28 protein-coding genes are annotated in these 23962 nt (G+C 68.2%); 17 read left to right on the forward strand and 11 right to left on the reverse strand.

Annotated elements, in window-relative coordinates; translation table 11 throughout:
* The first annotated feature begins 77 nt into the window (after window positions 1–77).
* The 4 genes from GGR46_RS09145 (at window position 78) to GGR46_RS09160 (ending at window position 3587) form a co-directional block, all read left to right on the forward strand.
* Complete coding sequence (locus GGR46_RS09145) at window positions 78–575, forward strand: superoxide dismutase family protein (RefSeq protein ID WP_246426100.1); 498 nt, start codon at window positions 78–80, stop codon at window positions 573–575.
* Window positions 576–596: 21 nt separating this feature from the next.
* Window positions 597–1055, forward strand: coding sequence for an arsenate reductase/protein-tyrosine-phosphatase family protein (locus GGR46_RS09150; RefSeq protein ID WP_183996955.1), 459 nt, complete (start codon window positions 597–599; stop codon window positions 1053–1055).
* Between the two features lie 260 nt (window positions 1056–1315).
* A complete protein-coding gene (locus GGR46_RS09155; protein ID WP_183996957.1) occupies window positions 1316–2635 on the forward strand; it encodes an alginate export family protein in 1320 nt (439 codons plus the stop codon).
* A gap of 124 nt (window positions 2636–2759) precedes the next feature.
* Window positions 2760–3587 (forward strand): hypothetical protein, encoded by an 828-nt coding sequence (locus GGR46_RS09160; RefSeq protein ID WP_183996959.1) that lies wholly within the window; start codon window positions 2760–2762, stop codon window positions 3585–3587.
* Window positions 3588–3953: 366 nt separating this feature from the next.
* Here the strand turns inward: GGR46_RS09160 and GGR46_RS09165 are convergent, their stop codons facing one another.
* The gene (locus GGR46_RS09165; RefSeq protein ID WP_343058096.1) at window positions 3954–5027 is read right to left on the reverse strand and encodes a DUF2306 domain-containing protein; all 1074 of its coding nucleotides are present in this window, start codon (window positions 5025–5027) and stop codon (window positions 3954–3956) included.
* Window positions 5028–5260: 233 nt separating this feature from the next.
* Between GGR46_RS09165 and GGR46_RS09170 the strand changes: the two genes are divergently transcribed.
* Entirely contained in the window at window positions 5261–7564 is a 2304-nt protein-coding gene (locus tag GGR46_RS09170) for an ATP-binding protein (protein WP_183996963.1), read from the forward strand.
* 143 nt (window positions 7565–7707) lie between these two features.
* Here GGR46_RS09170 and thpR read toward each other — a convergent pair whose 3' ends face one another.
* The gene (gene thpR / locus GGR46_RS09175) at window positions 7708–8244 is read right to left on the reverse strand and encodes an RNA 2',3'-cyclic phosphodiesterase (RefSeq protein WP_183996965.1); all 537 of its coding nucleotides are present in this window, start codon (window positions 8242–8244) and stop codon (window positions 7708–7710) included.
* 95 nt (window positions 8245–8339) lie between these two features.
* On the opposite strand from thpR, the gene GGR46_RS09180 reads away from it, so the two are divergent.
* The 3 genes from GGR46_RS09180 to GGR46_RS09190 all read left to right on the forward strand — a co-directional run bounded on the left by GGR46_RS09180 (window position 8340) and on the right by GGR46_RS09190 (window position 10547).
* Window positions 8340–9098, forward strand: a complete 759-nt coding sequence (locus tag GGR46_RS09180) for a Bax inhibitor-1/YccA family protein (protein ID WP_183996967.1) — start codon at window positions 8340–8342, stop codon at window positions 9096–9098.
* A gap of 141 nt (window positions 9099–9239) precedes the next feature.
* The gene (locus GGR46_RS09185) at window positions 9240–9590 is read left to right on the forward strand and encodes a hypothetical protein (protein WP_183996969.1); all 351 of its coding nucleotides are present in this window, start codon (window positions 9240–9242) and stop codon (window positions 9588–9590) included.
* A 6-nt stretch (window positions 9591–9596) separates the two neighbouring features.
* Complete coding sequence (locus GGR46_RS09190) at window positions 9597–10547, forward strand: cation diffusion facilitator family transporter (RefSeq protein ID WP_183996971.1); 951 nt, start codon at window positions 9597–9599, stop codon at window positions 10545–10547.
* Between the two features lie 77 nt (window positions 10548–10624).
* Here the strand turns inward: GGR46_RS09190 and GGR46_RS09195 are convergent, their stop codons facing one another.
* On the reverse strand, window positions 10625–11749 hold the full coding sequence (locus GGR46_RS09195; RefSeq protein WP_183996973.1) for an alpha/beta fold hydrolase: 1125 nt from the start codon (window positions 11747–11749) through the stop codon (window positions 10625–10627).
* Between the two features lie 246 nt (window positions 11750–11995).
* On the opposite strand from GGR46_RS09195, the gene GGR46_RS09200 reads away from it, so the two are divergent.
* The 4 genes from GGR46_RS09200 (at window position 11996) to GGR46_RS09215 (ending at window position 13240) form a co-directional block, all read left to right on the forward strand.
* Complete coding sequence (locus GGR46_RS09200; protein WP_183996975.1) at window positions 11996–12169, forward strand: hypothetical protein; 174 nt, start codon at window positions 11996–11998, stop codon at window positions 12167–12169.
* Entirely contained in the window at window positions 12166–12450 is a 285-nt protein-coding gene (locus tag GGR46_RS09205) for a hypothetical protein (protein WP_183996977.1), read from the forward strand. The genes GGR46_RS09200 and GGR46_RS09205 overlap by 4 nt, the downstream gene beginning before the upstream one ends.
* A complete protein-coding gene (locus GGR46_RS09210) occupies window positions 12444–12653 on the forward strand; it encodes a cold-shock protein (protein ID WP_183996979.1) in 210 nt (69 codons plus the stop codon). The genes GGR46_RS09205 and GGR46_RS09210 overlap by 7 nt, the downstream gene beginning before the upstream one ends.
* 83 nt (window positions 12654–12736) lie before the next feature.
* Entirely contained in the window at window positions 12737–13240 is a 504-nt protein-coding gene (locus GGR46_RS09215) for a hypothetical protein (RefSeq protein WP_183996981.1), read from the forward strand.
* Here GGR46_RS09215 and GGR46_RS09220 read toward each other — a convergent pair.
* A complete protein-coding gene (locus GGR46_RS09220; protein WP_183996983.1) occupies window positions 13152–14030 on the reverse strand; it encodes a LysR family transcriptional regulator in 879 nt (292 codons plus the stop codon). The two genes, GGR46_RS09215 and GGR46_RS09220, sit on opposite strands and share 89 nt — an antisense overlap.
* Before the next feature lie 109 nt (window positions 14031–14139).
* Here GGR46_RS09220 and blaOXA point away from each other — a divergent pair, with 109 nt between their 5' ends.
* From blaOXA to dmeF, 3 genes are read left to right on the forward strand one after another with little or no spacing between them, the layout of a single operon-like run.
* Window positions 14140–14952 (forward strand): class D beta-lactamase, encoded by an 813-nt coding sequence (blaOXA, locus tag GGR46_RS09225; protein WP_183996985.1) that lies wholly within the window; start codon window positions 14140–14142, stop codon window positions 14950–14952.
* A 51-nt stretch (window positions 14953–15003) separates the two neighbouring features.
* Entirely contained in the window at window positions 15004–15279 is a 276-nt protein-coding gene (locus GGR46_RS09230) for a metal/formaldehyde-sensitive transcriptional repressor (RefSeq protein WP_183996987.1), read from the forward strand.
* Window positions 15280–15287: 8 nt separating this feature from the next.
* The gene (dmeF, locus tag GGR46_RS09235) at window positions 15288–16223 is read left to right on the forward strand and encodes a CDF family Co(II)/Ni(II) efflux transporter DmeF (RefSeq protein WP_183996989.1); all 936 of its coding nucleotides are present in this window, start codon (window positions 15288–15290) and stop codon (window positions 16221–16223) included.
* A gap of 8 nt (window positions 16224–16231) precedes the next feature.
* On the opposite strand, the gene sugE is transcribed toward dmeF, so the two are convergent.
* Both sugE and arr read right to left on the reverse strand, forming a co-directional pair.
* The gene (gene sugE / locus GGR46_RS09240) at window positions 16232–16552 is read right to left on the reverse strand and encodes a quaternary ammonium compound efflux SMR transporter SugE (RefSeq protein ID WP_183996991.1); all 321 of its coding nucleotides are present in this window, start codon (window positions 16550–16552) and stop codon (window positions 16232–16234) included.
* A 119-nt stretch (window positions 16553–16671) separates the two neighbouring features.
* Window positions 16672–17058, reverse strand: coding sequence for an NAD(+)--rifampin ADP-ribosyltransferase (gene arr, locus GGR46_RS09245; protein WP_183996993.1), 387 nt, complete (start codon window positions 17056–17058; stop codon window positions 16672–16674).
* 212 nt (window positions 17059–17270) lie between these two features.
* Between arr and GGR46_RS09250 the strand changes: the two genes are divergently transcribed.
* Entirely contained in the window at window positions 17271–18440 is a 1170-nt protein-coding gene (locus GGR46_RS09250; RefSeq protein WP_183996995.1) for a hypothetical protein, read from the forward strand.
* A gap of 39 nt (window positions 18441–18479) precedes the next feature.
* Here GGR46_RS09250 and GGR46_RS09255 read toward each other — a convergent pair whose 3' ends face one another.
* The 5 genes from GGR46_RS09255 to GGR46_RS09275 form a co-directional block, all read right to left on the reverse strand.
* Window positions 18480–19787, reverse strand: coding sequence for an amidohydrolase (locus GGR46_RS09255; protein ID WP_183996997.1), 1308 nt, complete (start codon window positions 19785–19787; stop codon window positions 18480–18482).
* Window positions 19788–19844: 57 nt separating this feature from the next.
* The gene (locus tag GGR46_RS09260; RefSeq protein WP_183996999.1) at window positions 19845–20255 is read right to left on the reverse strand and encodes an endonuclease domain-containing protein; all 411 of its coding nucleotides are present in this window, start codon (window positions 20253–20255) and stop codon (window positions 19845–19847) included.
* Window positions 20256–20334: 79 nt separating this feature from the next.
* Window positions 20335–20964 (reverse strand): DUF4893 domain-containing protein, encoded by a 630-nt coding sequence (locus GGR46_RS09265; protein ID WP_183997001.1) that lies wholly within the window; start codon window positions 20962–20964, stop codon window positions 20335–20337.
* 31 nt (window positions 20965–20995) lie between these two features.
* Window positions 20996–21781, reverse strand: coding sequence for a 3-hydroxybutyrate dehydrogenase (locus GGR46_RS09270; protein WP_183997003.1), 786 nt, complete (start codon window positions 21779–21781; stop codon window positions 20996–20998).
* Between the two features lie 9 nt (window positions 21782–21790).
* On the reverse strand, window positions 21791–22930 hold the full coding sequence (locus tag GGR46_RS09275) for a patatin-like phospholipase family protein (protein WP_183997005.1): 1140 nt from the start codon (window positions 22928–22930) through the stop codon (window positions 21791–21793).
* Window positions 22931–23048: 118 nt separating this feature from the next.
* On the opposite strand from GGR46_RS09275, the gene ypfJ reads away from it, so the two are divergent.
* Window positions 23049–23951, forward strand: a complete 903-nt coding sequence (gene ypfJ / locus GGR46_RS09280) for a KPN_02809 family neutral zinc metallopeptidase (RefSeq protein ID WP_183997007.1) — start codon at window positions 23049–23051, stop codon at window positions 23949–23951.
* The last annotated feature ends 11 nt before the right edge of the window (window positions 23952–23962 follow it).

Here is a 23962-nt window from a genome sequence, read left to right on the forward strand (position 1 = left end):
CGGCTTCGACGACCATTACGTCACGGGAACATTTATCCGGAGTGCGGGCAATGCGCGGTTTGCTGATTGTGGCGAGTATGTTGGCGGTAGCGGGTTGTGCGAAGCCCGAGAAGAATGCGCGCTACATGGCCGGCCATTTCCGCGCCCAGGCCGACCTGAAGATGGCCGACGGCACCGATGTCGGCAAGGCGATCGCCGAGGAAGTGGACGGCACGATCCGGGTGATGGTGGAAGTGCACGGCATGACCAAGGGCGTGCACGGCACCCATGTCCACACCGTCGGCAAGTGCGAGGGCCCGGACTTCGCGAGCGCCGGCGGCCACTGGAACCCGACCGCGCACCAGCATGGCAAGGACAATCCCGCCGGCCCGCACGCCGGCGACATGCCCAACCTGTCGGTGGGCGAGGATGGCCGAGACCGCACGATCTTCGTGCTGCCGGGCGGCACCTATGAAGGGCTGATGGACCAGGACGGCGCCGCGCTGGTCGTCCATGCTAATGCCGATGACTACAAGACCGATCCTTCGGGCAATTCGGGCGGGCGCATCGCCTGCGGCGTCTTCCACGCGATGTAATTGCCGGATCGGGGTGGGGAAGTGACGTCGGTCCTGTTTGTGTGCCTGGGCAATATCTGCCGTTCGCCGCTCGCCGAAGGTGCGCTGCGGGCGGCGGCGGCGCATGCCGGGATCGAGGTGGAAGTGGATTCCGCCGGGACCGGCGGCTGGCATGCCGGCGACCCGCCCGACCGCCGGGCGCAGGCGGCGGCGCGGCGCCACGGCACCGACATTTCGGGCCTGCGCGCCCGGCAGGTGCGGCCCGAGGATTTTCGGCGCTTCGATTTCGTGTTCGCGCTCGACCGGCAGAATCTGCGCGACCTCCAGGCGATCGCGCCGGCGGATGCGAGCGCCGAGCTCGGGTTGCTGATGGACCTGGTGCCGGGGCGCGAGGGCAGCTCGGTCGCCGATCCCTATTATGGCGAGGACCGGGATTTCGACGTGACCTGGGCCGATGTGCACGCTGCGGCCGACGCGCTGGTGGCGCGGTTCGGGCGGTAAGTCGGGTCAGCCCGGAACGCTTTCCGCAGCCCATCCCGGCATCCGGGCGAAAGCCGGGATCTCGTGTGGCTCTTTCCCTGCGTCTTCGCCTGAGATCCCGGCTTTCGCGGGCATGACGATTGGGGCTGCGGCGGGCATTCCTGCCGCGCCCGCTTGACTTGCGCTGCGAAGGCACGAATTGCAGGTGCATGGGGGCGGCGATCCCCCCATGAGGCGTCAGCCAAAGTATCGCGTCCAACTCCAGAAGCGGACGCATTTCCATGCATTTCCCCCGATATCTGCTTGCTCTGACCCTGTGGCCGGCAACCGCGCCTGCGCAGGACCTCGACGTTTCCGGCACGGTCCGGGTTCGCTACGAGGCGATCGCGAACCAGCCACGCGCCGGCTTCAACCGCGACGACGAGCTGGTCAATCTGCGCACCACCCTGCTCGCCAGATACGATAGCGGGCCGATCCTCGTCGCGGCCGAGATCTGGGACAGCCGGGTGTATGGCGGCGACGCGGGCACGCCGGTGACGACCGGGGAATCGAATGCGCTCGAGCTGGTGCAGGCCTATGCCTCTGGCGAGATATCCCTGGGAGGGGGTGCCAAGGCCGTGCTTCGCGGGGGGCGCTTCATGCTGAACATCGGCTCTCGCCGGCTGGTCGCGGCCGACGACTACCGCAACACCACCAATGGCTATACCGGCCTCCATGCCGAGATCGCCACCAGGCGGGGCGTGACGGCGAGCCTGATCTACGTCCTGCCGCAACAGCGCCGTCCCGACGATCTGCTGTCGCTGCGGAACAACGCAGTTGCGCTGGATCGGGAGGGATTCGATCTGGTGCTGTGGGGCGGCACGGCGGCGAAGGCCCATGCCCTGGGGCCCCTGATGCTGGAGGGCAGCTTCTATCATCTGGGCGAGCGGGACAGGCCGGGAAGACCCACGCGCGACCGCTCGCTGAATACCTATGGCGGGCGGGTGCTGCGTGATCCTGCGCCGGGCAAGGCGGATGTCGAGGTCGAGGCCTATTATCAGTCGGGAAGGGCCAGCACCTCGACCGCGGGAAATGCGATGCCGATCCCGGTGTCCGCATGGTTCGTCCATGGCGATGCGGGATACACGTTCCGCGGCGGCTGGAGGCCGCGACTGTCCGTCGAATATGACCGCGCCAGCGGCGATCGCCCCGGCAACCGATATGGCCGCTTCGACACGCTGTTCGGGATGCGCCGCGCCGACCTGGCGCCCTCGGGTCTCTACAATGCCGTTGGCCGCGCCAACATCTCGGCTGTGGGCATGCGCGCGGAAGTGACGCCGTCGAAGCGGCTCGACGGTCTTGTCAGCTATCATGCGCTATGGCTGGCCGAGCGGACGGACAGCTTCTCGACGACGGGCGTCCGCGATGCGACCGGCCGGTCCGGGGACTTCGCGGGACATCAATGGGATGCGAGACTGCGCTGGTGGGTCCGGCCCGCGGCGTTGCGTTTCGAAGCGAATGCGGTGGTGCTTTCGAAGGGGCGGTTCCTGGAGCGGGCGCCCAATGCCAATGGCGGCGGCACCACCCTCTACGGCTCGCTGAACCTGACCGCGAATTTCTAGGCTTGCAAGGCGAGGGGATGCTCGTGATGGGGCGCGATGCGGCCCATTCGCTCGCGTTGAGCGGGTTGAGCGGAGGGCCGTTCGTTCGCCGCGCCAGCCGGCGCGACGGTACCGGGGAGTTCGCATGCTGTTGGTTCTGAGTGCCCTTCTGCTCCAGCCGAGCCCCGCAGCGGACCCGCAGGAGATCGTCGTGACGGCGGCGCCCGCCGACAAGGTGGAGCGGGTGCGGCGGTTCGTCGAGCGGGTGGCGCCGGCGATGCCGATGGACCGGCCGGTGGCGCGCTTCACCGATCCGGTCTGCGTCGGCAGCGCGGGGCTTCCTGCGGATGCCGGCCAGACGGTGATCGACGGGGTGAGCGAGATCGCCCTGTCGGTCGGGCTGCGCATCGGCGCGCCGGGCTGCGCACCCAATGTGCTGGTGCTGTTCGTCGAGGACGGCCGGGCGGCGGTGCGCAAGCTGGCGCGGGGCGGCTCGTCGGGGCTCAAGGGCCTGTCGCTGGCCGATGTCGACCGCATCCTCGAGGAACAGGGGCCGGCGCGCGCCTGGGGGCAGATCGAGACGCGCAGCCGGGACGGCGAGAGCGCGAGCCGGGCGCCCAACGAGCCGCCGGTGATGAACGTCGCCACGTCGAGCCGGCTCTCGTCCCCGGTGCGCCGGGACATATTGCGCGCGACGATCGTGATCGACCGCGATGCCGTGGCGAACCGCGACCTGCATCTGGTCGCCGCCTATGCCGCGATGCGGGGGCTCAGTGGTGCGCGGCCGGCGGCGGGCGCCGAAGCGGGCTCGATCCTCGGCCTGTTCGGGCCGGGCGGCGACGCGGAGCATCGCGCCGGGCTGAGCGCGCTCGACCGCAGCTATCTCGAGGGCCTCTATGCCGGGCGCGGCGACCTGCCCTGGGCGATGAAGAAGCAGGGCATCGTCGCCCATATGGTCGATGCCAGGCCCTGATCACCCACCGCGGAACGCATTGCCGCCAGCGATGGAAAATGGATAGATTCGGGCATGATCCATGCCCTTCTCCTCGCCGCTTCGATTTCGACCTGCGTCATCGAGAATGCCCGCTACGAACTGCGCGGCGCACCGGGGGTGACGGCCAGCTTCGAGCCGGTTCGGAGCACGGTAGACTGGCCCGCCGGGCTGGCGCTCCGCGTCAGCGTCGCCAAGTCCGGCAGATCCTATTGGTTCCTGCCATGGCAGGGCGGCACGGATGGAAGAACCAATCTGGCCTGGGTTCGTGAGGCGGGTTCGCCGATCCAGATTCAGTCGGTGCGACGCGACATGGAATTCTTCGCGACCGACGCAGCGTACAACCTGTCACCCGGGACTCCCAGGGCGGGCGGTCCCGCGCCGACGCATCTGCTGCTGCCCGACCTTCCGGACCTTGCCTGGCATTCGACGACCGATAGCAACCGCGATGGCCTTCCGCGCGCGTTCTTCGACCTGCGGGGCTGCAGCGGGCACGGCAAAGCGCGCTACGTGCCGCGGATCGATTTCCCGCCCGTTCCCTGATCCGTCCCGCGCTGCCCCGCGGTCCCGCCAGCCGCCCAGCGCCTCCAGTCCGCTCGCCATGCCCGGGAGCCACATCTTCGTGGCGAACTGCCAGGTGGCGAGCAGGATGAAGGCGCTCGCACCGAGCAGCGCCACCACCGCGCCGATGCGCAGCGCCGGGGCAGCGTCGTCGCGGCGGGCGCGGATGAAGGCTTCGGCGACGGCGAGGTTGGGCAGGTAGAAGGCGAAGTCCATCACCATGTCGAAAGCGCCGCGAAAGTCCGGGGTGTGGCCCTGCTGGCCGAACAGCAGGAACCAGAAGCCATATTCCATCCGGTAGAGCCAGGAGCCGATCGCCAGTGCGAACAGGCGGATCGCCCAGGCGCGGTGGACCTCGATCCGGCGCGCGCGGGCATTGGTGAAGGCGAGGGTGGCGCAAAGCACCATCAGCGCGCCGTACAGCCCGAAGCCGATGTCCATCGCCGGGCCGCCCACCGTGCCCTTGGCCAGGATGAAGCCGAGCCCGCCCAGACCGGCGATCGCGGCGGCGAGGACGTAGAGCCGGCCGAGCCAGCGGTGGAGCGGCGGGATGCGATTGCGGATCGCCGCGATCAGCTGGACCGGGCCGAGCAGCAGCAGGATGCCGCCGGTGACGAAATGCGCCCCGATCGCGATCGTGGCGAAGGGCGTGGCGGCTTCGTGCAGGCGGGGCAGGCTCTCGTTCCAGCGGTCCGGAGAACCGCCGGCCAGCGTGCCGCCATAGAAGGCCAGGATATAGGCGCCGAACAGGCCGGCGCTCAGCCAGCTCGCCGCGACGAGCAGGATCGCCGACCAGCGCAGCGCCGCCTCGAGCGTGCCGCCTGGTGTCCGTTCCGGAATGGCATCCGCCAGTGTCGCCACGCTGCGCCTCCCTCCTTGCCTCTGCCTGGGGAGTATAGGGCAGGGGCGGCGGGTGCGGACACTGTAATTGGTGCTAGCGGACGCTCCGGTTCGGAAATACCTATCCCCGAGGGACCGGCGACCCTTGCTCCACATCGGCGCAAACCCTTGCCATCGCCGCCATTCCCGCGTCTTTTCCTGCTTGGCTTTCGCTGTATAAACCATCGCACGGGCGGGGGCCTGAGGGACGCATAATGGCAAAAGCCGACGCCGCCTGGCCCGATCATGGCGGGGAAACAGGGGAGATGCTGCGCGCGCCGGGTTTCGCGGTGCCGGAGCTTGGTCCGATAGAACGCTGGCCGCGCGAGCTGCGCCAGGCGATCGACCTGATGCTGGCCTCGCCGCAACGGGCCTTCGTCACCTGGGGCCCGGACTATATATTCTTCTACAACGACCAGATCCTCGACGCCTATCGCGACGAGAACAAGCGGATCTTCGGCCGCTCCTATCGCAAGAGCTGGCCCAAGGTGTGGGAGGATGTCGGCGCGCATTTCGAGCAGGCCTATGCCGGCGCGCCGGTGCTGCGGCCGGGGCTGCACGTGCGGAGCGTGCGCGGCAGCGGCGAGAAGATCGACATCCGCGTCGACCTGGCGATGACGCCGATCCGCGGCGAGGACGGCAGCGTGCTCGGCATCTACGGCACCAGCGCCGACCGCACCGAGCATTACAACATCCAGCAGCGCGAGCATGCGGCGCTCACCGCGCTGGAGGAGAAGACGCGCACGCTGGAGGTGGTCAACCAGGCCGGCACCGCGATCACCGGCGAGCGCGACAGCGCACGGGTGGCGCAGACCGCGGTGGACGCGGGCGTGGCGCTGATCGGGGCGAAGTTCGGCGCCTTCTTCTACAACAGCACCGACGAGACCGAGGGCGAGCGCTACATGCTCTATGCCCTGGCAGGGGCGCCGCGATCGGCCTTCGACAAGTTTCCGATGCCGCGGATCACCAGGCTGTTCGAGCCGACCTTCGCCGGCACCGGGATCATCCGCGTCGACGATGTCACCGTGGACGAGCGCTATGGCCGGAACGGGCCGTTCCAGGGCATGCCCGCGGGGCATCTGCCGGTGCGCTCCTATCTGGCGGTGCCGGTGCGCACGCCGTCGGGCGATGTGATCGGCGGGCTGCTCTACGGCCATCCCGAGCCCGGCATGTTCGGCGCGGCGGCCGAGGCGAGCCTGGTCAGCCTGGCGGGGCAGGCAGCGCTGGCGATGGACAATGCCCGGCTGTTCGAGACGGTGGAGCGCGAGCTGGTGCGGCGCTCCCAGGCCGAGGAAGAGCTGCGCGTGCTCAACGAGCGGCTCGAGGCGCGGGTCGCCGAGGCGGTGGCCGAACGCGAGACGGTGTTCGCGGCGCTCCAGCAGGCGCAGAAGATGGAGACGATCGGCAAGCTGACCGGCGGCGTGGCGCACGACTTCAACAACCTGCTCCAGGTGATCTCGGGCAACCTCCAGCTGCTCACCCGCGACGTGCAGGGCAATGACAAGGCCGAGCGGCGGGTGGCGAACGCGCTGGCCGGGGTGCAGCGCGGATCGAAGCTCGCCAGCCAGCTGCTCGCCTTCGGCCGGCGCCAGCCGCTCGAGCCGCGGGTGCTCAATGTCGGCAAGTTCCTGGGCGGGATGGACGACATGCTGCGCCGCGCGCTGGGCGAGGCGATCGGGATCGAAGTGATCACCTCCGGTGGCCTGTGGAACTGCCAGGCCGATCCGACCCAGCTCGAGAATGCGATCCTCAACCTGGCGATCAACGCGCGCGACGCGATGCACGGGACGGGCAAGCTGACGATCGAGGCGGCCAACGCCTCGCTCGACGACGATTACACGCGGCGGCTGGAGGATGTGCCGGCGGGCCAATATGTGATGCTCGCGGTGACCGACACCGGCAGCGGCATCGCGCCCGAGCTGATCGAGCAGGTGTTCGAGCCCTTCTTCTCGACCAAGCCCGAGGGGCAGGGATCGGGGCTGGGGCTTTCGATGGTCTATGGCTTCGTCAAGCAATCGGGCGGCCATGTGAAGATCTATTCGGAGATCGGCCACGGCACGACGGTGAAGCTGTATTTGCCGCGCGTGCGCAAGCGCGAGGAAGTGCTGGTCGTCTCGCCCGAGGCGGTGGCGATGCGCGGCGGCACCGAGACGATCCTGGTCGCCGAGGACGATCCTGACGTGCAGGCGACCGTGGTCGAGCTGCTGACCGAGCTGGGCTATACCGTGCTGCGCGCGAACGACGCGCAGAGCGCGCTGAGCGTGATCGAGAGCGGGGTGGCGATCGACCTGCTGTTCACCGACGTGGTGATGCCGGGCGCGCTCAAGAGCCCCGAGCTGGCCCGCCTGGCACGCGCGCGGCTGCCCGAGCTCTCGGTGCTGTTCACCTCGGGCTATACCGAGAATGCGATCGTCCATGACGGGCGGCTCGACGTGGGGGTGGAGCTGCTGTCCAAGCCGTACACGCGCGAGCAGCTGGCGCGGAAGGTGCGGGCGGTGCTGGAGGGGAAGCGGAAATAGGGGGCGGTCGCCCATTACCGTCATCCCGGCGAAAGCCGGGATCTCAGGCGGAGGCGCGGGGAAGGAGCCGCACGAGATCCCGGCTTTCGCCGGGATGACGGCTGTGGAAGGGGATGGCGGACTGGGGAGGGGAACGCTGGGCCTCAGCCGTCCAGCCGGTACCGCTCCACTGCGTCGTACCGTGCGCCTTCGTGGCCGAGGCTGCTCTCGAACAAATAGAAATGGTCGAGGGTGAAGGGCGGGCTCGCCAGGCCGGCATGCGCCTCGATGAAGCGATCGGCGACTTCGGCGGGGCTGTTCATCCGGGCGAGGGTGATGTGGGGGAGATAGGCGCGGCGCTCCGGCTCCTGGCCGGCGCGGACCAGCGCCTGGTCGATCTTGCGGTGGAGCCCGGCGAGCGCGTCGCGCGGGCGGATGCCGGCCCAGACGGTGTGGATCCGGCCGCGCTTGTCGAAGGTACCGACGCCCTCCACGGCGATCTCGACCGGCGGCCAGTGCACCGCGGAGAGGGCGAGCGCGGCATCCTCGGCGGCGCGCTCGTCGACATCGCCGATGAAGCGCAGGGTGATGTGGAGCTGCCCGTCATCCTGCCAGCGCGCGCCGGGAATGCCGCCGCCGAGCGCGAGCAGCTGGGCGCGGATGGCGGCGGGAAGACGCAGGCCGACGAACAGGCGGATCATACAGAGGCACTAGACCCCCGGGTTTCGCTTGAAAACACCCCGTATCAGGGCGATATTACACGTGTTCCGGCAGGTGCCGGGAAAAGGAGTTTCAAATGGCTAATTGGTCGGATCCCCAGACGGGCGCCTATGTGACCGCCGGCGCGGGTGCGGATGCGCGCGATGCGGGGCTCAGGTCCTACATGCTGTCCGTCTACAACTACATGGCATCGGGCGTGCTGCTGACGGGCATCGTCGCGCTGCTGTTCGCCAAGAGCGGTGCGATCAGCGTGCTGTTCACGCTGCAGGAAACCTCGCGCGGCATGGCCTATTCGCCGTCGCTGCTCGGCTGGGTGGTGATGCTGGCGCCGCTGGGCATCGTCCTGGTGATGAGCTTCGCCCAGCGCAGCCTCTCCACCCCGGCGATGCAGGCCCTTTACTGGGTCTACGCCACGGTGATGGGCCTGTCGCTGTCGACGATCTTCCTCGCCTATACCGACACCTCGATCGCCCAGGTGTTCTTCGCCACGGCGGCGGGCTTCGCGGGCCTCAGCCTGTGGGGCTACACCACCAAGCGTGACCTGTCGGGCTTCGGCACGTTCCTGATCATGGGCGTGGTCGGCCTGATCGTCGCCTCGATCGTCAACCTGTTCCTGAACTCGGGCCCGCTGAGCCTGGCGATCAGTGCGATCGGCGTGCTGCTGTTCGCGGGCCTGACCGCCTATGACACGCAGAAGATCAAGAGCATGTACTTCTACGTCGCCGGCACCGACATGCGCGGCAAGGCCGTGGTGATGGGCGCGCTGACGCTCTACCTCGACTTCATCAACATGTTCCTGTTCCTGCTGCGCCTGTTCGGCAGCCAGCGGAACTAAATTCCGGGAACGGAATGCGAAATCACGGCCCGGCGGGGAAACTCGCCGGGCCGTTTTCTCTTGCGTCCAGAGAGTTACCGCCACGGGAACGCGAATCGAATTGTGTTCGTTACATCAGGGCAACGCTCAGGAGAGTGAGTCATGGAAGCGAACCCGATCGACCCGGCGCTGGACCGCATGTCGGTGGCACCGGGCCCGGACGAAGAAACCAAGCGCACGCCGGCCCAGTCGGCGGACGCAGGCACCGATGAATCGATTGCCGAGCGGCTCTACCGCAACCCGGAGAGCAAGGAGGCAAGGCTGGACCGCGGGCTCGACGAGTCGATGGACGCGTCGGACCCGCCCGCCTCGACCCAGCCGGTGCACAACCATGGGCATGACGAGCTTCCCGAAAGCTCGGGCTATGATCCAAAGGCCGAAGCCAAGCTCGCCAAGGCGGGCGAGGAAAAGGGCGTGGTCGGCAGGATCCTGTCGAAGATCGGCCTCGGCTAGAAGCGCGTGGCGGCCTCGCCTGCGTCAGGCTGGCGCGCCAATATCGTCATCTATGCGGCGCTGGCCGCAAACCTCGGAATCGCGGTCGCCAAGTTCGTGGCGGCCGCGATTTCCGGTTCTTCCTCGATGCTCACCGAAGGCGTGCACAGCCTGGTCGACACGGGCAACCAGGGCCTGCTGCTCTACGGGCAATATCGGGCGAAGCGCCCGCCCGATTCCGACCATCCCTTCGGCTATGGCCGCGAGCTCTATTTCTGGGCCTTCATCGTCGCGATCCTGATCTTCGGGCTGGGCGCGGGCGTGTCGGTCTACGAGGGCTGGAAGCACATCGCCGCGCCCGAGGAACTGCGCGATCCGCTGATCAACTATGTCGTGCTCGCCATCGCCTTTGCGCTGGAAGGGACGAGCTGGTGGATCGCGATGCGCGAGTTCGCGAAGAGCAAGGGCGATCATGGCTGGTGGCAGGCGATCCGCGATTCCAAGGACCCGTCCGGCTTCATCGTGCTGTTCGAGGATTCGGCGGCGCTGGCCGGGCTGGTGGTGGCGGCGGCGGGCGTCTGGGCCAGTCACCATTGGGGCGATCCGCGCATCGACGGCTGGGCCTCGATCGTCATCGGCGTGATCCTCGCCGGCGTGGCGATGCTGCTCGCGCGCGAATCCAAGGGGCTGCTGATCGGCGAGCGCGCCAATCCGGACATGGTCGCGGCGATCCGCGCGCTGCTCGAGGCAGAGCCGTGCATCACCCATGTGAACCATGTCCGCACCATCCATACCGCGCCCGACCGGGTGTTCGTCGCGGTGAGCGCGGACTTCGTCGATACACTGCCGATGGGCGAGGCGGAGACGCTCATCGAGCGGCTCGAACAGCGGCTGAAGGCGCAGGAGCCCAAGCTCAGCTCGATCTATATCCGGCCCGAGAAGCGCGAGGATGCGGTGGACGCGGTGGCGATGGGGTGAGGCCGGATTTCGGCATGCCCTTCCATCAAATCGTCATCCCCGCCTGCGCGGGATGACGAATGGAAGGAAACGAAAGCCTAGATCCGCCCGCAGTCGCTGGGCGGCCGCTCCCCCGCGAAGCGCGCATCGAGCCAGTCGAGCGTGGCGGTGGCACTGCCGCGGGTGACCCCGGCATGGCCGCCCGAGGACAGCGCGACATAGCGCAGCGGCGCGCCGCTGCGGCAGCGCTGTACGGCGAAGCTGCGGGTGACGGTGGGGGCGACCACCGTGTCGTCGCTGGCCTGGGCGATCAGCAGCGGGCCGGGCACGGCGCGCGGGAGGACGCTGTTGGCGCGGGCGATGCCGGCCCAGGGCTCGATCCGGCCCATGTCCTTGCTGCGCAGCGCGTTCCGGATCGACAGGATGCCGAGGATGGTGCCGATCCGCGGGTTCTTGCCGAGCTCGACGCAATTGTTGCGCGCCAGCCGCGTGGCGACGCCGGCATTGGTCTTGTTGAACAGGCTGGAGAGCGGATGGCCGAAATGCTGCGACCAGCTATAGGCGGCATAGGCCGCCAGCATCGCGCGGACATTGAGGTCGCTGCCCGAGCGGAGATTGGCCGCGAGGTCGGTCGGCGGTGCGGCGGCGGCGGTGCCGACCAGGCGCAGCTCGGGCGCGTAGCGGGCGGCTTCGGTGGCGGTCCACAGCGCGGCGTGGCCACCCTGCGATTCGCCCCAGACCGCGAAGTCGCGGCCGGCGCGTGCCTCGGGCAAGGCGCGGGCGGCGCGGACCGCGTCGAGCACCGAGCGGGCAGTGTCGGTACCGACCAGATAAGGATGGGGCATCGGCGAGCCGAGGCCGGGATAGTCCGGCGCGACGACGAGATAGCCGCGCGCCAGCATGTCGCTGAGAGCGGGCGTCGCGCTCCAGAAATTGGTGCCCAGCGAGGGCGCGCAGCGCTCGACCACGCCCCAGGTGCCATGCGCCCAGGCGATCACCCGGCGGGGCGCGAGCGCGCGATCAAGCGGAGCGACGAGCATGCCGGTGACCCGGATCGCGCGGCCGCGCGCGTCGCTGGTCCAATAGGCGATGCGCCAGGATCGGCTCGCCTCGGGACCGCCGGACACGGGGTCCGCGGAGATCAGCGTGCCGGGCGTCTGGGCCAGCGCGGTGGCGGGCAGGGCGGCGAGGAACAGGATCGCGGACAAGAGGATGCGCAGCATGTCGGGCCTCCTTTGGTCGCGGCATTATTCCAGATTGGCCGGGCGCCCTCAACCTGCAGGTTTCGGCTATGATTCTCGCGCCTCGCGCATCGCCTGCGGAACGATCAATCGCAGGTGCGGGCGCAGTGCGCGCTATCCCCCATCTCTGCGTCATGCTACAGCGAGCCATCGCGAGCAGTTCCGACATGTAGGCGCCCGCGGCTGAGAGACTTGTGCGCTCCCGCTTACACGGTGCGGAGGCTCATCATGGATCTCAATTATCTTCTTTACCGCCACCAGATATCGCTGATGCGTGCGGGTTCCGCCGCATCGGTGGAAGCGCGCCATGCCCATGAAGGGCTGGCACGCGGCTATGCGACGCGGATCGCCGGGTTGCGCGACTTGCTGGTTGCGAACCAGCCGATGCTGGCCGCCCAATGAGCGAGGCGAATGCGCCCGCCGCGGCGGAGGAAGCGCGGACTCCGGCCAAGCCCTTTCGCAAGCAGTTCAACACTGTGCGGCTCGATCCCCAATCCGCCGAACGCCAAGGGCGCGCGGCGCGGCTGGCGTTCGAGGCGCTGGGCCGGGAGGAAGCCACCAGCTTCCTCAACGGCCATGACGCGGGATTGGGCGGACGGCCGCTCGACCTTGCCGTGGCCAGCGCCGAAGGGCTCGCCGCGGTGGAGCGGGCGATCGCCGCGCGCAAGGAGGCCGCATGCTGAGTGGGACAGTCTATTTCTATCATGCCGCCAGCGGCTTCGGCGTGATCCGGGCGGACAAGGGCGGCGACGACGCCTTTGTCCATGAAAGCGCGCTGCGGGGCTGCGGACTCGACCGGCTCGAGCCGCGCCAGCGCGTCACCTATGCCCTGCGCACCGACGCGCGGGGCCAGACCTGCGCGCACGACCTGAAGCTTTGCGGCTGAGCCCCTGGAGCGGGGAGCTTGCCCGCGCACATGCCACGCTGGAGCGGGGCGCGCAGTTCCTGGGTAGGGGACTCGACGCCGGCATGGCGCGGGCGATCGTGGGGCCGTACCGCGCCAAGGTGCTCGGCAATGGCCTGCGCGAGCTCGACCGATTCCTCCAGTTGCTGGTGCTGGCGATCGCGGCGACGCGGGGAATCGCGCTGCCGGAGCAGGAGCGCAACACTGCCAACATGGTCGCACGGTTGCGGCAGGCGCTGGGTGCGGTCGATCCGGACCGGGCGCGGCTGCTGGCGCTGGGGCGCACGCGCGACTGCCTGTTCCATTGCGGCGGGCTGGTGCGGCGGGGTGACGCGCGCGGCGGCACGGTGATGACGATCGGCTGGCACGGCGCCGGCGGCGGCTCGCTGCTCCGCGTCGCGGTGGGCGAGCGGCTCGACCCTTCGGCGCGCGAGCTGCTCGACATCTGCCTCTATTATCGGGTGCTGGCGGCGCGGCTGCTCAGCGAGGCGGGGCTGGCAGTTCCGCCAATATCCATTCACGAAACGCCGCCATTGCCGGGCTCGTGCTGCGCGACTGGAGCCAGGTGAGCCAGTAGCGGCCGGTGCTGACCTCGAGGTCGAAGGGGCGGACCAGGCGACCCTCGTCCAGATGGCGGGCGAGCATCGCGGGCGGAGCGAGCGCGATGCCGATGCCCTGGATCGCCGCCTCGGCCATTGCCAGCGAACTGTCGAACACCGGGCCGCGCAGCGGCGGCGGGGCAATGCCCGCCTGGGCGAGCCAGCGCGGCCATTCATCGGCACGATAGGAACGCAGCAGCGGTAGCGCGAGCAGGTCGGCGGGTGTCGAGAGGCGCGCGGCGAGCGCGGGCGTGCAGAGCGGGGTGAGCGGGGTCTCGATCAGCGGCACCGCATCGGTGCCGTGCCAGGCGCCGGCGCCGAAGCGGATCGCATAGTCGAGCCCCTCGCCGGCCAGGTCGACCCGGTTGTTGTTGGTGAACAGCCTGAGGTCGATGCGCGGATGCGCTGCGTGGAAGGCTGGCAGGCGCGGCAGCAGCCAGCCAGTGGCGAAAGTGCCGACCGCGGCGACCGAGAGGAGCTGGGCGGCGGTGCCGCTGGCGATCCCCTCGACCAGCTCGGCGATGCGATCGAAGCTGTCGCCGAGCGCCGGGAGCAGGGCCAGTCCCTCGTCGGTGAGCGCCAGCCCGCGCGGGAGGCGGCGGAAGAGCTGCGCGCCCAGGCGCTGCTCGAGCCCCTTCACCTGGTGGCTGATCGCGGCTTGCGTCACGCACAGCTCGATCGCGGCGCGGGTGAAGCTCAGGTGCCGCGCCGACGCCTCGAAGGCGCGCAGGGCGTTGAGGGGGAGGTGGGGGCGGACCATCGGGATCGGAGCATAAGAAAAGCTAATGGCTCTTGCCAGCTTTGATCCTTTGCGAGGATGCGTTTCCGGGCCTTACTTCCCTGTCCGGACCTCAAAGGGGAGACGGACGATGAAGCTCGATCGACGCACATTCGCGGCATGCCTGGCGATCGGCGCGGGCGCTGTGGTGGCGGGGATTCCGGCAGCGGAAGCGGCGCTGGCGGTACCACGCAGGCTGCGCGCGACGGTGCTGGTCGATGCGGCGAGCGGGAAGGCCCTGCACCGCTCGGGACCGTGCGCCAGCCGCTTCACCCCCTGCTCGACCTTCAAGGTCCCGCTGGCGCTGATCGGCTTCGACAGCGGTATCCTGACCGATGCCCATCACCCGGCCTGGGACTATGATCCCGCCCGCCACGTCGCGCACCGCGAAGCCGAGCGCAAGCGCGTCGATCCGACCAGCTGGGAGGCGGATTCGGTGGTGTGGTACTCGCAGGAACTGACGCGCAAGCTCGGGATGCAGCGCTTCCAGGCCTATGTCGACCGCTTCGGCTATGGCAATCGCGACCTGCGCGGAAACCCCGGCAAGGGCGACGGGCTGACCCGGGCCTGGCTGGGGTCGTCGCTCGCCATCTCGCCCGACGAGCAGGTGGCGTTCCTGCGCCGCATGCTGGCGCACCGGCTGGTCTCGGCGCGCGCGCATGCCCAAGCGGAGGCAGTGATCCCGGTATTCGCGGGGCGTGGCGGCTGGACGGTGCACGGCAAGACCGGCAGCGGCGGCCTGCCCGATGGCAGCCTGCTCGGCTGGTTCGTCGGCTGGGCCGACAAGGGCGGGCGCCGCATCGTCTTCGCGCGGTTCGGCGCGGGCGAGGGCATGTCGGACTCAGGCGGCAGGCAGATGCGCGAGGCGCTGCTGGCGGAGTTCGACGGGCTGGCGGGGAGGTAGTCGCGCCCGGGCTTTACGACGGCGCTATATACCTATAGGGGGTATGGGTATATGGCACATCTTTCCCATGACAATGCCGCGCTGCTGGCGCGGGTGCGGCGCATCGGCGGGCAGGTCGGCGCGGTCGAGCGGGCGCTGCAGGGCGAGGCGGGCTGCGCCGAGGTGCTGCAGCTGGTCGCCGCCGTGCGCGGCGCAGTGAACGGGCTGCTCGACGAGATCATCGCCGATCATCTCGCGGCGCATGTCGCCGCACCGGGCCTGAGCGACGCCGAACGCGCGCAGGGTGCCGAAGAATTGCTGACGGTGATCCGCCGCTACGCGAAATAGGATCCCCGATGGCCAGCCAGCCTGAAATCGACGCATTCGCGCACGAGCATGTCTTCCTGGGCGCATCGCATGACGAGAATGCCCGGCGCACCCTGTGGGTGGTGGCGCTGACCGCCGTGATGATGGTCGGCGAGATCGTCGCCGGATACTGGACCGGATCGATGGCGCTGCTCGCCGACGGCTTCCACATGGCGACGCATGCCGGGGCACTGGCGGTGGCCGCGATCGCCTATGCCTATGCGAGGAAGCATGCGCGCAATGCCGCCTATTGCTTCGGGACCGGCAAGGTGGGCGACCTGGCCGGCTTCGCCTCGGCGATGGCGCTGGGGTTGATCGCACTGGGGATCGGGGTGGAATCGGTGCTGCGGCTGTTCGAGCCGACGGCGGTGGCGTTCGGCGAGGCGGCGATCGTCGCGGTGCTGGGGCTGGCGGTGAACCTGGTGAGCGCGGCGCTGCTCTCGGGCGGGCATCATCATCACCATCACCATCACCACGATCACGACCACGACCATCATCATGATCACGGCCATGGGCATCATCACGGGCAGGGCCACGACAACAACCTCCGCTCGGCCTATGTCCATGTGCTTGCCGACGCGCTGACTTCGGTGCTGGCGATCGCGGCGCTGCTTGCTGGGCGCTATCTCGGCTGGGGCTGGATGGACCCGGCGATGGGGATCGTGGGCGCGGTGGTGATCGCGCGCTGGTCGTGGACGCTGATGCGCGACACCGCCGCGGTGCTGCTCGACCGGACCGACACCCATGTCGCCGAGGAAGTGCGCGAACTGCTCGGCGATGTGCGGATACTCGACCTGCACGTGTGGCGGGTCGGCCCCGAGGCGCGGGCGGCGATCGTCAGCGTGGCGGGGCTCGATGCCGACACGGTCCGCGCGCGGCTGGCGCCGGTGCACGAACTGGCGCACCTCACCGTCGAGTGCCGCTGAGCGCAGGCTCAGTGCGCGGAGGACAGCTTCATCAGCACCAGGCCGGAGACGATCAGCGCCGCGGCGCCCAGCCGCATCAGGCTGGCCTGTTCGCCGAGCACGACGATCCCGACCGCGAAGGCGCCGACCGCGCCGATGCCGGTCCACACCGTATAGGCGGTGCCGAGCGGCAGGGTGCGCATCGACAGCGACAGCAGGCCGAAGCTGGCGCCCATGGTGACGAGGGTGACGATCGAGGGGACGAGCCTGGTGAAGCCCTCGGACTGCTTCATGAAGAAGGCCCAGACGACTTCGAGCAGACCGGCGATAACGAGAATGAACCAAACCATGGCAGCCTCCTTGAACAGAGCTGCCGGGCCGTCCCGGTCTTGAACCTCCGCATGGGAGACGGGAACGTGGTCGCCGCGCCGGTCATCTAGGGCGGCGCGGCGACCGGATCAAGGCGGGGTCAGTCGATCGCCTCGATGCCCTCGGCCTTCAGCCGCGCGAGCGCGTCCTTCATGTGCTGCAGCTGTTCGGGCGCATGGCCCTGCCATTGCTCGACCTCGCCGGTGACGCGCAGCGGCGCGTGCGAGCGGTAGGAGAGGGTGGGATTGCCGGGGAATTTCTTGTCGGTGAGGTTGGGATCGTCGATGAAGTCGCCGGTCGGCTCGACGATGTAGATGCGCTCGCGGCCTTCGCCCTGCGCCAGCTCGGCGCCCCAGATCGCGGCTTCGAGCGCGCCGGCGAAATAGACCCAGGGATTGGCTTTGCGCGCGCCATAGTTGGAGGCGTAGCCGGCGGCGATCAGGTCGCCGGGGGCCAGGTCCGCGCGGGTGCCGTGGTAATAGATCATGTGCCGTTGCTCCTCGTCTGCGAATCGAGGGCAGCTACATGCAACAGGAACCCCGGCTTGCCGCAATCCCGGTTCCGGGTTAGACAATGATAGTGGGAAGAGGCCGCGACGACTCGCTGGCATCCCGCCCCATCCCGTCCGTCTTTCTTCATTCTGGTTGCCGAGTGCAGCGCGCTGCCTTGCTGGATGCCGGGCCTTCGATAGAAGACCACATGGCCATTGAACGAAACTCAGCGGCGCGCGGGGTCAAACAGGGTGAGGATGCCGAGCAGTTTCGAGACGGCGTGATCCGGCCCGGCATTGTGCCAGATCGAGTTTCTGCACCTGTGGCGGCCTATTTTCGTATTCCCCCGATCTGGATCGACCAGTCGCCGCCCTTTTCACCTACCCAGGCGCGGCCTCTGGCATGGGGGCATGCCGTGGTTCTTCGTCGCGTGATGAGATGCGGGATAGAGGTTCGGGTTCAGCGTGACGGGTTATTCGCTTTCGACTTCACCGACTTCCCGCCAGCATCCTACACCTTAGTTCCGGGCTTTGTTCACCCTGAGTCGCCCCATCTAATTCCTGAGGAACATAGCGCGGCGGAAGAGCAGGCCGAAGCCATCGCCGTCTATCGCGCGCAGATCATGAATGCGCATCAGGCGTGTTTTACAACTGCGGAAGCCCTGGTCCGGGGGCGTGGAGCTGCGATGGGATATCCCGTCAACGCCTGGAACACTTTCAAGTCACTCGATCTGGAACTCGTACCTGAATATCGGGATGATACCGAAGACCCGCGTGCAGTTGCCCGGAATGTCTACAACAACAGCTATCAGGTGATCGGCGATCGTGATCTAGCGCGGCGGTTGGTCGAGCTGGACGTGATCGAGGCGTCGCTCGACCTGCTTGACCAAATACTGGCTGCGCCCCCCGGAACGGTCCCCATGGTCGAAGGCGCGTATATGGCCGCATCACGTGCCGCGGAGAAGCGCTTCGGGGAGAGCATCGTGCTCGGCTGGACGGTTTGCGAGCAACTGGTTTCCATCGCCTGGCGCAGGTTGCTCGATAGCGAGAAAGGTGAGGGCGCCGAGAACAGGACGCCGCGCAAACGCATCGAGAAGCCGATCGGTCGCGACCATTCAGCGTCGGTGATGACCGAGGCGCTGGAACTGAATGGCGTGATCTCGGCGGAGGTACATGGGTGGTTGGAAACGGGAAGAAAGGCGCGAAATGCCTGGGCACATGCCATGAAAGTGCCGGCGCAGGCTGAGGCGCTGGCATGTCTCTTGGCGGCACGCAGTCTCTTCCGGGAATTACTGGCGATCGATCTGCGCTTGCAGAGCGGAGGACGCGGCAGCGTTCCGCAATGGCCGATCTGGATGTTGCCAGATCGGCGCGGCTAGAAGGGTCCGCATCGCCGCGCTTGCATTCCGAAGCGGAGGCTATTTCTTCAGGATGTCCAGCGCCGCCGCGGTCATCGCCTCGGTCGCGGTGCCGACCACGGCCTCGGCGTCGGGCGCCCAATAGGCGCTGTGGAGCGAGGGCAGGGGCTTCTTGCCATTGTCCGAAGCCGCCCATTTGTCGGCCGGCACGCCACCCACCCAGAAGATCAGGCTCTGGATCGAATTGTCGGCGAGCCAGTAGCGGCTGAAATCCTCGCCGCCCATCACCGCCTTGGTCTCGACCACCCGGTCCTTGCCGAAGCGGGCGGTCCATAGCGCCTTCATCCGGTCGGTGATCGGCTGGGTGTTGAAGGTGGCGGGGGTGAAATTGTCGCGCACCTTGATCTCGGGCATGCGGTCGTCGGGGACCCCCGCCGCGATCGCCTCGCCCCTGGCGATGCGGGCGATGCCGTCGAGGAGGAGCTTGCGCACCTCCGGCTTGAAGCTGCGCACGGTGAGCAGCATCGTCACGTCGCTGCCGATGATGTTGTGGGTCGAGCCGCCCTTGATCATGCCGACGGTGACCACCGCGGCTTCCTGCGGATCGACCTCGCGGCTGACCAGGGTCTGCAGCGCGCCGACGATGCGGGCGGCGAGTACGATCGGGTCCTTGGTGGTCTGCGGATAGGCGCCGTGGCCGCCGACGCCCTTCACCGTGATGTCGACCGAATCGACATTGGCGAGCGCATAGCCGGCGGTCACGCCGATCTGGCCGGCGGGCGCGCCGGCGCTGTCGTGGAAGGCGAGGGCGAATTGCGGCTTGGGGAAGCGGGTGAACAGGCCGTCGTCGAGCATCGCCCGGGCGCCGAGCCCGCGCTCCTCGGCCGGCTGGGCGATCATCACCACGGTGCCGTGCCATTTCGCCTTCATCGCGGCGAGGTTGCGCAGCGTGCCGATCCAGCTCGCCATGTGCGTGTCGTGCCCGCAGGCATGCATCACGCCGCTCTCGATCCCGTCGTCATTGGTGGTGCGGACCTTGGAGGCGAAGGGCAGGCCGGTCGCCTCGGTGACGGGCAGGCCGTCCATGTCGGCGCGGATCAGCAGGACCGGGCCGGGGCCGTTCTCGAGCACCGCGACGACGCCGGTGCCGCCGACCTTCTCGGTGACCTTGTAGCCGGCCTTGCGCGCTTCCTCGGCGAGCTTGGCGGCGGTCTTCACCTCATGGGTGCTGAGCTCGGGATTGGCGTGGAAGTCGCGGTAGAATTCCATGAGCTGGGGGAGCGCGGCCTGGGTCGCGTCGTGCACCGGGTCGGCGAGGGCGGGCGTGGTGAAGGTCATCGCAGTGGCGAGAAGAAGCGACCGGAGCATATGGTTCCCCCTGATGAAGCGGGGAATGTCGCTTGGGGATCGGGGTGTGTCAAACGCTCAGGAGAAGCGTGGTCGCCTGCTTCTCCCCTCCCTGGAAGGGAGGGGTTGGGGGTGGGTACCGCCGAGGCACTCGGCGGTCTTGCTGAGGATATACTGGGCAGCCCCATCCGGGTTTGACAGGACATCGCTGTTCCACAGGCGGATGACCGTCCAGCCCTTGGTCTGCAGGAAAGCGGTGCGACGGGCATCCGCTTCGGCGGTTTCGAGATGCTGGCTGCCATCGAACTCGATGGCGAGCTTGGCGCCGCGGCATACGAGATCGATTATATAAGGAGGCTCGATGTGCTGGCGCGTGAAGGCTGGGCGGAAGCGCGAGACGCGATACCAGATTTCGCGCTCCGCTGGCGTCGGGTTGCTGCGCAACTCGCGGGCCCGGGCGGTCAGCTTGGGATCGATGCGGCGGAGCATGCGGTTAGCTTGTCATGGCGAGCTGCGCTCGCCAACCCACCCCTAGCCCCTCCCTTTCAGGGAGGGGAATCCCGCAGGCTCACCCAGCCGGCACGAGCTCGATCACGTCCAGTTTCGACTCGAACCCCGGATAGGGGAGGACCAGGCGCCAGCGGTTCTCGTCGATGCGCTCGATATAGCCGATCATGTCGCGCTTGCGATCTACACCATAACGAAGCGGCGCGGTCTCGTCGCCGAGGACCATCACGCCGATGAACATCGCCCGGGCATCGGTGTTCATGTAGATCAGCCCGTCGGGCCGCTGCTGGCCGTCGAGGCGGACGAAATGCGTCTCCTTGCCCTGGACGGTGATCCGGCACTGGCCGGCGGGATAGGCCGTGAAATATTGCGTGATCGGCTGCTGCGAGCCCAGCTTGAAGGTGCGGCAGCGATAGTCGCCCGCCGGCGGCAGGGCACGGCCGAGCGCGACGTCGGGATCGAACAGCTTGGGATCCGCCGCGATCGCCGTGGGGGCCGCCGCCTTGGCGGGGGCGAGCGCATCGTCCCAAGCTCGGCGCCACTGGCGGATGCGATCGGCATCCGCCGTGGTCATCACCTTGCGCCAGCTCCAGCCGGAGGGCGGACGCGTGGCGGTGGCGTCGCGATAGACGCTGCAGCCGGTGGTGAGGCCGATCGCGAGCAATGCCGCGGCGGCGGGAATCCCCTTCATGCCTCTTCCCTTCTTCAGGCGCCAAGCCGCCTTACGCAGCGGTCCAGCCGCCGTCGATCGAGTAATTGGCACCGGTAATCTGTGCCGCCTCGTCCCGGCAAAGGAAAAGCACCAGCGCGGCGACCTGTTCCGACGTGACGAACTGCTTGGTCGGCTGCGCATCGAGCAGCACGTCGTTGATGACCTGCTCGCGAGTGAGGCCGCGAGCCTTCATCGTGTCGGGGATCTGGTTCTCGACCAGCGGGGTCCAGACATAGCCGGGCGACACGCAGTTGACGGTGACGCCGTGCGTCGCGACTTCGAGCGCGATCGTCTTGGTGAGGCCGGCGATGGCGTGCTTGGCCATCACGTACGCGCTCTTGTTCGGGCTGGCGACGAGGCTGTGGGCCGAGGCGGTGGAGATGATCCGGCCCCATTTCTGCGCCTTCATGAACGGCACCGCGGCGCGGATCATGTGCCAGGCCGAGGACTGGTTGATCGCGATGATCGCATCATATTTCTCGACCGGGAATTCCTCGATCGGCGCGACGTGCTGGATGCCGGCATTGTTGATGATGATGTGCGGGCCGCCGAGTTCGTCGTGGCAGCGCTGGATCATCGCCGCGATCTGATCGGGCTTGGTCATGTCGGCCGCGTCGTAGAGCGCCTTGGCACCGCTGGTCGCCTCGAGCGCGGCACGCTCCTTCTCGATCGCGGCGGCGTCGCCGAAGCCGTTGATCAGCACGCTAGCGCCCTCGGCGGCCAGCGCCTTGGCATAGGCCAGGCCGATGCCCGAGGTGGAACCGGTGATGACGGCGGACTTGCCCTTGAGGAACATGGAATACTCCTAACGCTGGGTGAGATCGAAGGCGGCGGTGTTGCCGTCGAGGATGTTGCGGGCGACGATCTGGGCATTGGCCATCGTCTCGGCCACCGCGGTGCGGCCGGCCTGCCAATGCTCGTGCATCGAGCGCGCCGAGAATTCGAAGTCGCGCGCGCCGCCTTCCCAGGCATTGGCGCGGTAGATCAGCTGGACGAGGCTGACCGGATATTCGGAGACGCGGGCGCGGACCGCCTGGACGTCGGGATCGTCCATCAGCTCGGGGGGCAGCTTGTCGAGCAGGCGGCAGACCATCTGGCGCTCCTGGCGCAGGCGCATGCGCTCGTCCGAGACGGTGCGGGTGCGGCTGGAGAAGCGGATCTCCTTCTCACGCGCGACCACGTCGGTCATCGTGCGCGGCAGCTCGTCGGCGGCGGGGAAGAGATCGATCTGGAAGATCAAAGTCTCGGCATATTGCCGGTCGAGGATATGGGTGAGCGGGGTGTTGGAGACGAGGCCGCCGTCCCAATACCAGCAGCCGTCGATCTCGATCGGAGGCAGGCCCGGCGGCAGCGCGCCCGAGGCCATGATGTGGCGCGCGTCGAGCTTCTCGTCCTGCGTGTCGAAATAGCGGAAATTGCCGCTCTGGATGTCGACCGCGCCGACCGAGAGGCGGACGGGGCCGTTGTTGAGCAGGTCCCAGTCGACCAGGCGGTCGAGCGTCTCGCGCAGGGGCGACGTGTCGTAGAAGCTCAGCGCCTCGGGCGTGCCGGGGGCGGCGAAGGCGGGCGGCAGCAGGCGCGGGCGGAAGAAGCCGGGGACGCCGCCGAGCATGACCATGCCGGCGGCCCATTCGTGGCTGAGCTCGCGCGCGGCATCGTGCATCGGCAGCGAGAAATCGGGGAGCGCGGCGGTGGCGTCTTCCCAGAAGGTGCGGATCGCGGCGAGGCGCTTCTCGGGCGGGTTGCCGGCGAACAGCGCCGCGTTGACCGCGCCGATCGAGATGCCGGCGACCCAGTCGACTTCGATCCCGGCAGTGTGCAGCTCGTCGATCACGCCGGCCTGATAGGCGCCAAGGGCGCCGCCGCCCTGAAGGACCAATGCGACCGTATCCGGCAGCGGCAGGCCGGGCGCTTGGCGGCGGGGACGTGACTCGGCGTCTGCCATGCCCGGTGCTGTGGCCGAAAGCCGGGGCCGAGGGAAGTGCATCTTTTGGTATGGCTTGGCACGTGCAACGCAACGCCAGTTCGGGCATTGTCGCGATGGCTAAATAAAGAGGATCGCCATGCGGCTCGACGATATCGACCCCACCGACAATGCCGACGATCTGGGCAGCGGCGGCGGTGGCGGAGGCGGCGGCGGTTTCGGGCTGCTCGGCCTGCTGCCCCTGTTGCTCGGCCGCGGCATGGGCTGCGGCAGCATCGCGATCATCGGCCTGATCGCGATTGCCTATTTCGCGATGAGCGGCGGCGGCGGCGGAATGCTCGGTACCACCGGCGGGGGTGGTGCGGGTACCGGCCAGTCGCCGACCGCGGGGCAGAGCGGCCGCCAGGTATGCACCGGCGAACGGCTCGAATCGTGCCGGGTGATGCGGCTTGCCGACACCACCTGGGAGACGATCTTCCGCGAGGCAGGGCAAAGCTATCGGCCGGCGCGGATCCGGTTCTACCAGGGCGACGTCCAGTCGGGCTGCGGCGCGGCGAGCTCTGCGGTGGGGCCGTTCTACTGCCCGGCGGACAATGGCGTGTATCTCGACACCAGCTTCTTCCAGGAGCTGGAGAAGCGCTTCGGCGCCAAGGGCGACTTCGCCCGCGACTATGTGATCGCGCACGAGATGGGCCATCACATCCAGAACCTGCTCGGCACCTCGGACAAGGTCTCGCGGCTGCAGGCGCGGGCGAGCCAGGCCGAGGGCAATGCGCTGTCGGTGCGGCTGGAGCTGCAGGCGGATTGCTTCGCCGGCGTCTGGGCGGCGCGCAACAAGGACCGGATCGAGCCGGGCGACATCGAGGAAGGCATGACCGCGGCGAACGCGATCGGCGACGATACGCTCCAGAAGCAGATGCAGGGCACAGTGGTGCCGGAGAGCTTCACCCATGGCACCTCGGCGCAGCGCATGGCCTGGCTGAAGAAGGGGCTGGAGACGGGCGATCCGGGGCAGTGCGATACGTTTTCGGGAGGGATCTAATTCCCTCTCCC

Source organism: Sphingomonas kyeonggiensis, from assembly GCF_014196745.1.
Lineage (GTDB): Bacteria > Pseudomonadota > Alphaproteobacteria > Sphingomonadales > Sphingomonadaceae > Sphingomonas > Sphingomonas kyeonggiensis.

Excerpts from the sequence above, each read along its gene's own strand:
- GGR46_RS09145 (WP_246426100.1), top strand. The coding sequence starts at position 78 with ATGTTGGCGGTAGCGGGTTGTGCGAAGCCCGAGAAGAATGCGCGCTAC.
- GGR46_RS09155 (WP_183996957.1), top strand. The coding sequence starts at position 1,316 with ATGCATTTCCCCCGATATCTGCTTGCTCTGACCCTGTGGCCGGCAACC.
- GGR46_RS09160 (WP_183996959.1), top strand. The coding sequence starts at position 2,760 with ATGCTGTTGGTTCTGAGTGCCCTTCTGCTCCAGCCGAGCCCCGCAGCG.
- GGR46_RS09170 (WP_183996963.1), top strand. The coding sequence starts at position 5,261 with ATGGCAAAAGCCGACGCCGCCTGGCCCGATCATGGCGGGGAAACAGGG.
- thpR (WP_183996965.1), bottom strand. The coding sequence starts at position 8,244 with ATGATCCGCCTGTTCGTCGGCCTGCGTCTTCCCGCCGCCATCCGCGCC.
- GGR46_RS09180 (WP_183996967.1), top strand. The coding sequence starts at position 8,340 with ATGGCTAATTGGTCGGATCCCCAGACGGGCGCCTATGTGACCGCCGGC.
- GGR46_RS09185 (WP_183996969.1), top strand. The coding sequence starts at position 9,240 with ATGGAAGCGAACCCGATCGACCCGGCGCTGGACCGCATGTCGGTGGCA.
- GGR46_RS09195 (WP_183996973.1), bottom strand. The coding sequence starts at position 11,749 with ATGCTGCGCATCCTCTTGTCCGCGATCCTGTTCCTCGCCGCCCTGCCC.
- GGR46_RS09200 (WP_183996975.1), top strand. The coding sequence starts at position 11,996 with ATGGATCTCAATTATCTTCTTTACCGCCACCAGATATCGCTGATGCGT.
- GGR46_RS09205 (WP_183996977.1), top strand. The coding sequence starts at position 12,166 with ATGAGCGAGGCGAATGCGCCCGCCGCGGCGGAGGAAGCGCGGACTCCG.
- GGR46_RS09210 (WP_183996979.1), top strand. The coding sequence starts at position 12,444 with ATGCTGAGTGGGACAGTCTATTTCTATCATGCCGCCAGCGGCTTCGGC.
- GGR46_RS09215 (WP_183996981.1), top strand. The coding sequence starts at position 12,737 with ATGGCGCGGGCGATCGTGGGGCCGTACCGCGCCAAGGTGCTCGGCAAT.
- GGR46_RS09220 (WP_183996983.1), bottom strand. The coding sequence starts at position 14,030 with ATGGTCCGCCCCCACCTCCCCCTCAACGCCCTGCGCGCCTTCGAGGCG.
- blaOXA (WP_183996985.1), top strand. The coding sequence starts at position 14,140 with ATGAAGCTCGATCGACGCACATTCGCGGCATGCCTGGCGATCGGCGCG.
- GGR46_RS09230 (WP_183996987.1), top strand. The coding sequence starts at position 15,004 with ATGGCACATCTTTCCCATGACAATGCCGCGCTGCTGGCGCGGGTGCGG.
- dmeF (WP_183996989.1), top strand. The coding sequence starts at position 15,288 with ATGGCCAGCCAGCCTGAAATCGACGCATTCGCGCACGAGCATGTCTTC.
- sugE (WP_183996991.1), bottom strand. The coding sequence starts at position 16,552 with ATGGTTTGGTTCATTCTCGTTATCGCCGGTCTGCTCGAAGTCGTCTGG.
- arr (WP_183996993.1), bottom strand. The coding sequence starts at position 17,058 with ATGATCTATTACCACGGCACCCGCGCGGACCTGGCCCCCGGCGACCTG.
- GGR46_RS09250 (WP_183996995.1), top strand. The coding sequence starts at position 17,271 with ATGGCCATTGAACGAAACTCAGCGGCGCGCGGGGTCAAACAGGGTGAG.
- GGR46_RS09255 (WP_183996997.1), bottom strand. The coding sequence starts at position 19,787 with ATGCTCCGGTCGCTTCTTCTCGCCACTGCGATGACCTTCACCACGCCC.
- GGR46_RS09260 (WP_183996999.1), bottom strand. The coding sequence starts at position 20,255 with ATGCTCCGCCGCATCGATCCCAAGCTGACCGCCCGGGCCCGCGAGTTG.
- GGR46_RS09265 (WP_183997001.1), bottom strand. The coding sequence starts at position 20,964 with ATGAAGGGGATTCCCGCCGCCGCGGCATTGCTCGCGATCGGCCTCACC.
- GGR46_RS09270 (WP_183997003.1), bottom strand. The coding sequence starts at position 21,781 with ATGTTCCTCAAGGGCAAGTCCGCCGTCATCACCGGTTCCACCTCGGGC.
- GGR46_RS09275 (WP_183997005.1), bottom strand. The coding sequence starts at position 22,930 with ATGGCAGACGCCGAGTCACGTCCCCGCCGCCAAGCGCCCGGCCTGCCG.
- ypfJ (WP_183997007.1), top strand. The coding sequence starts at position 23,049 with ATGCGGCTCGACGATATCGACCCCACCGACAATGCCGACGATCTGGGC.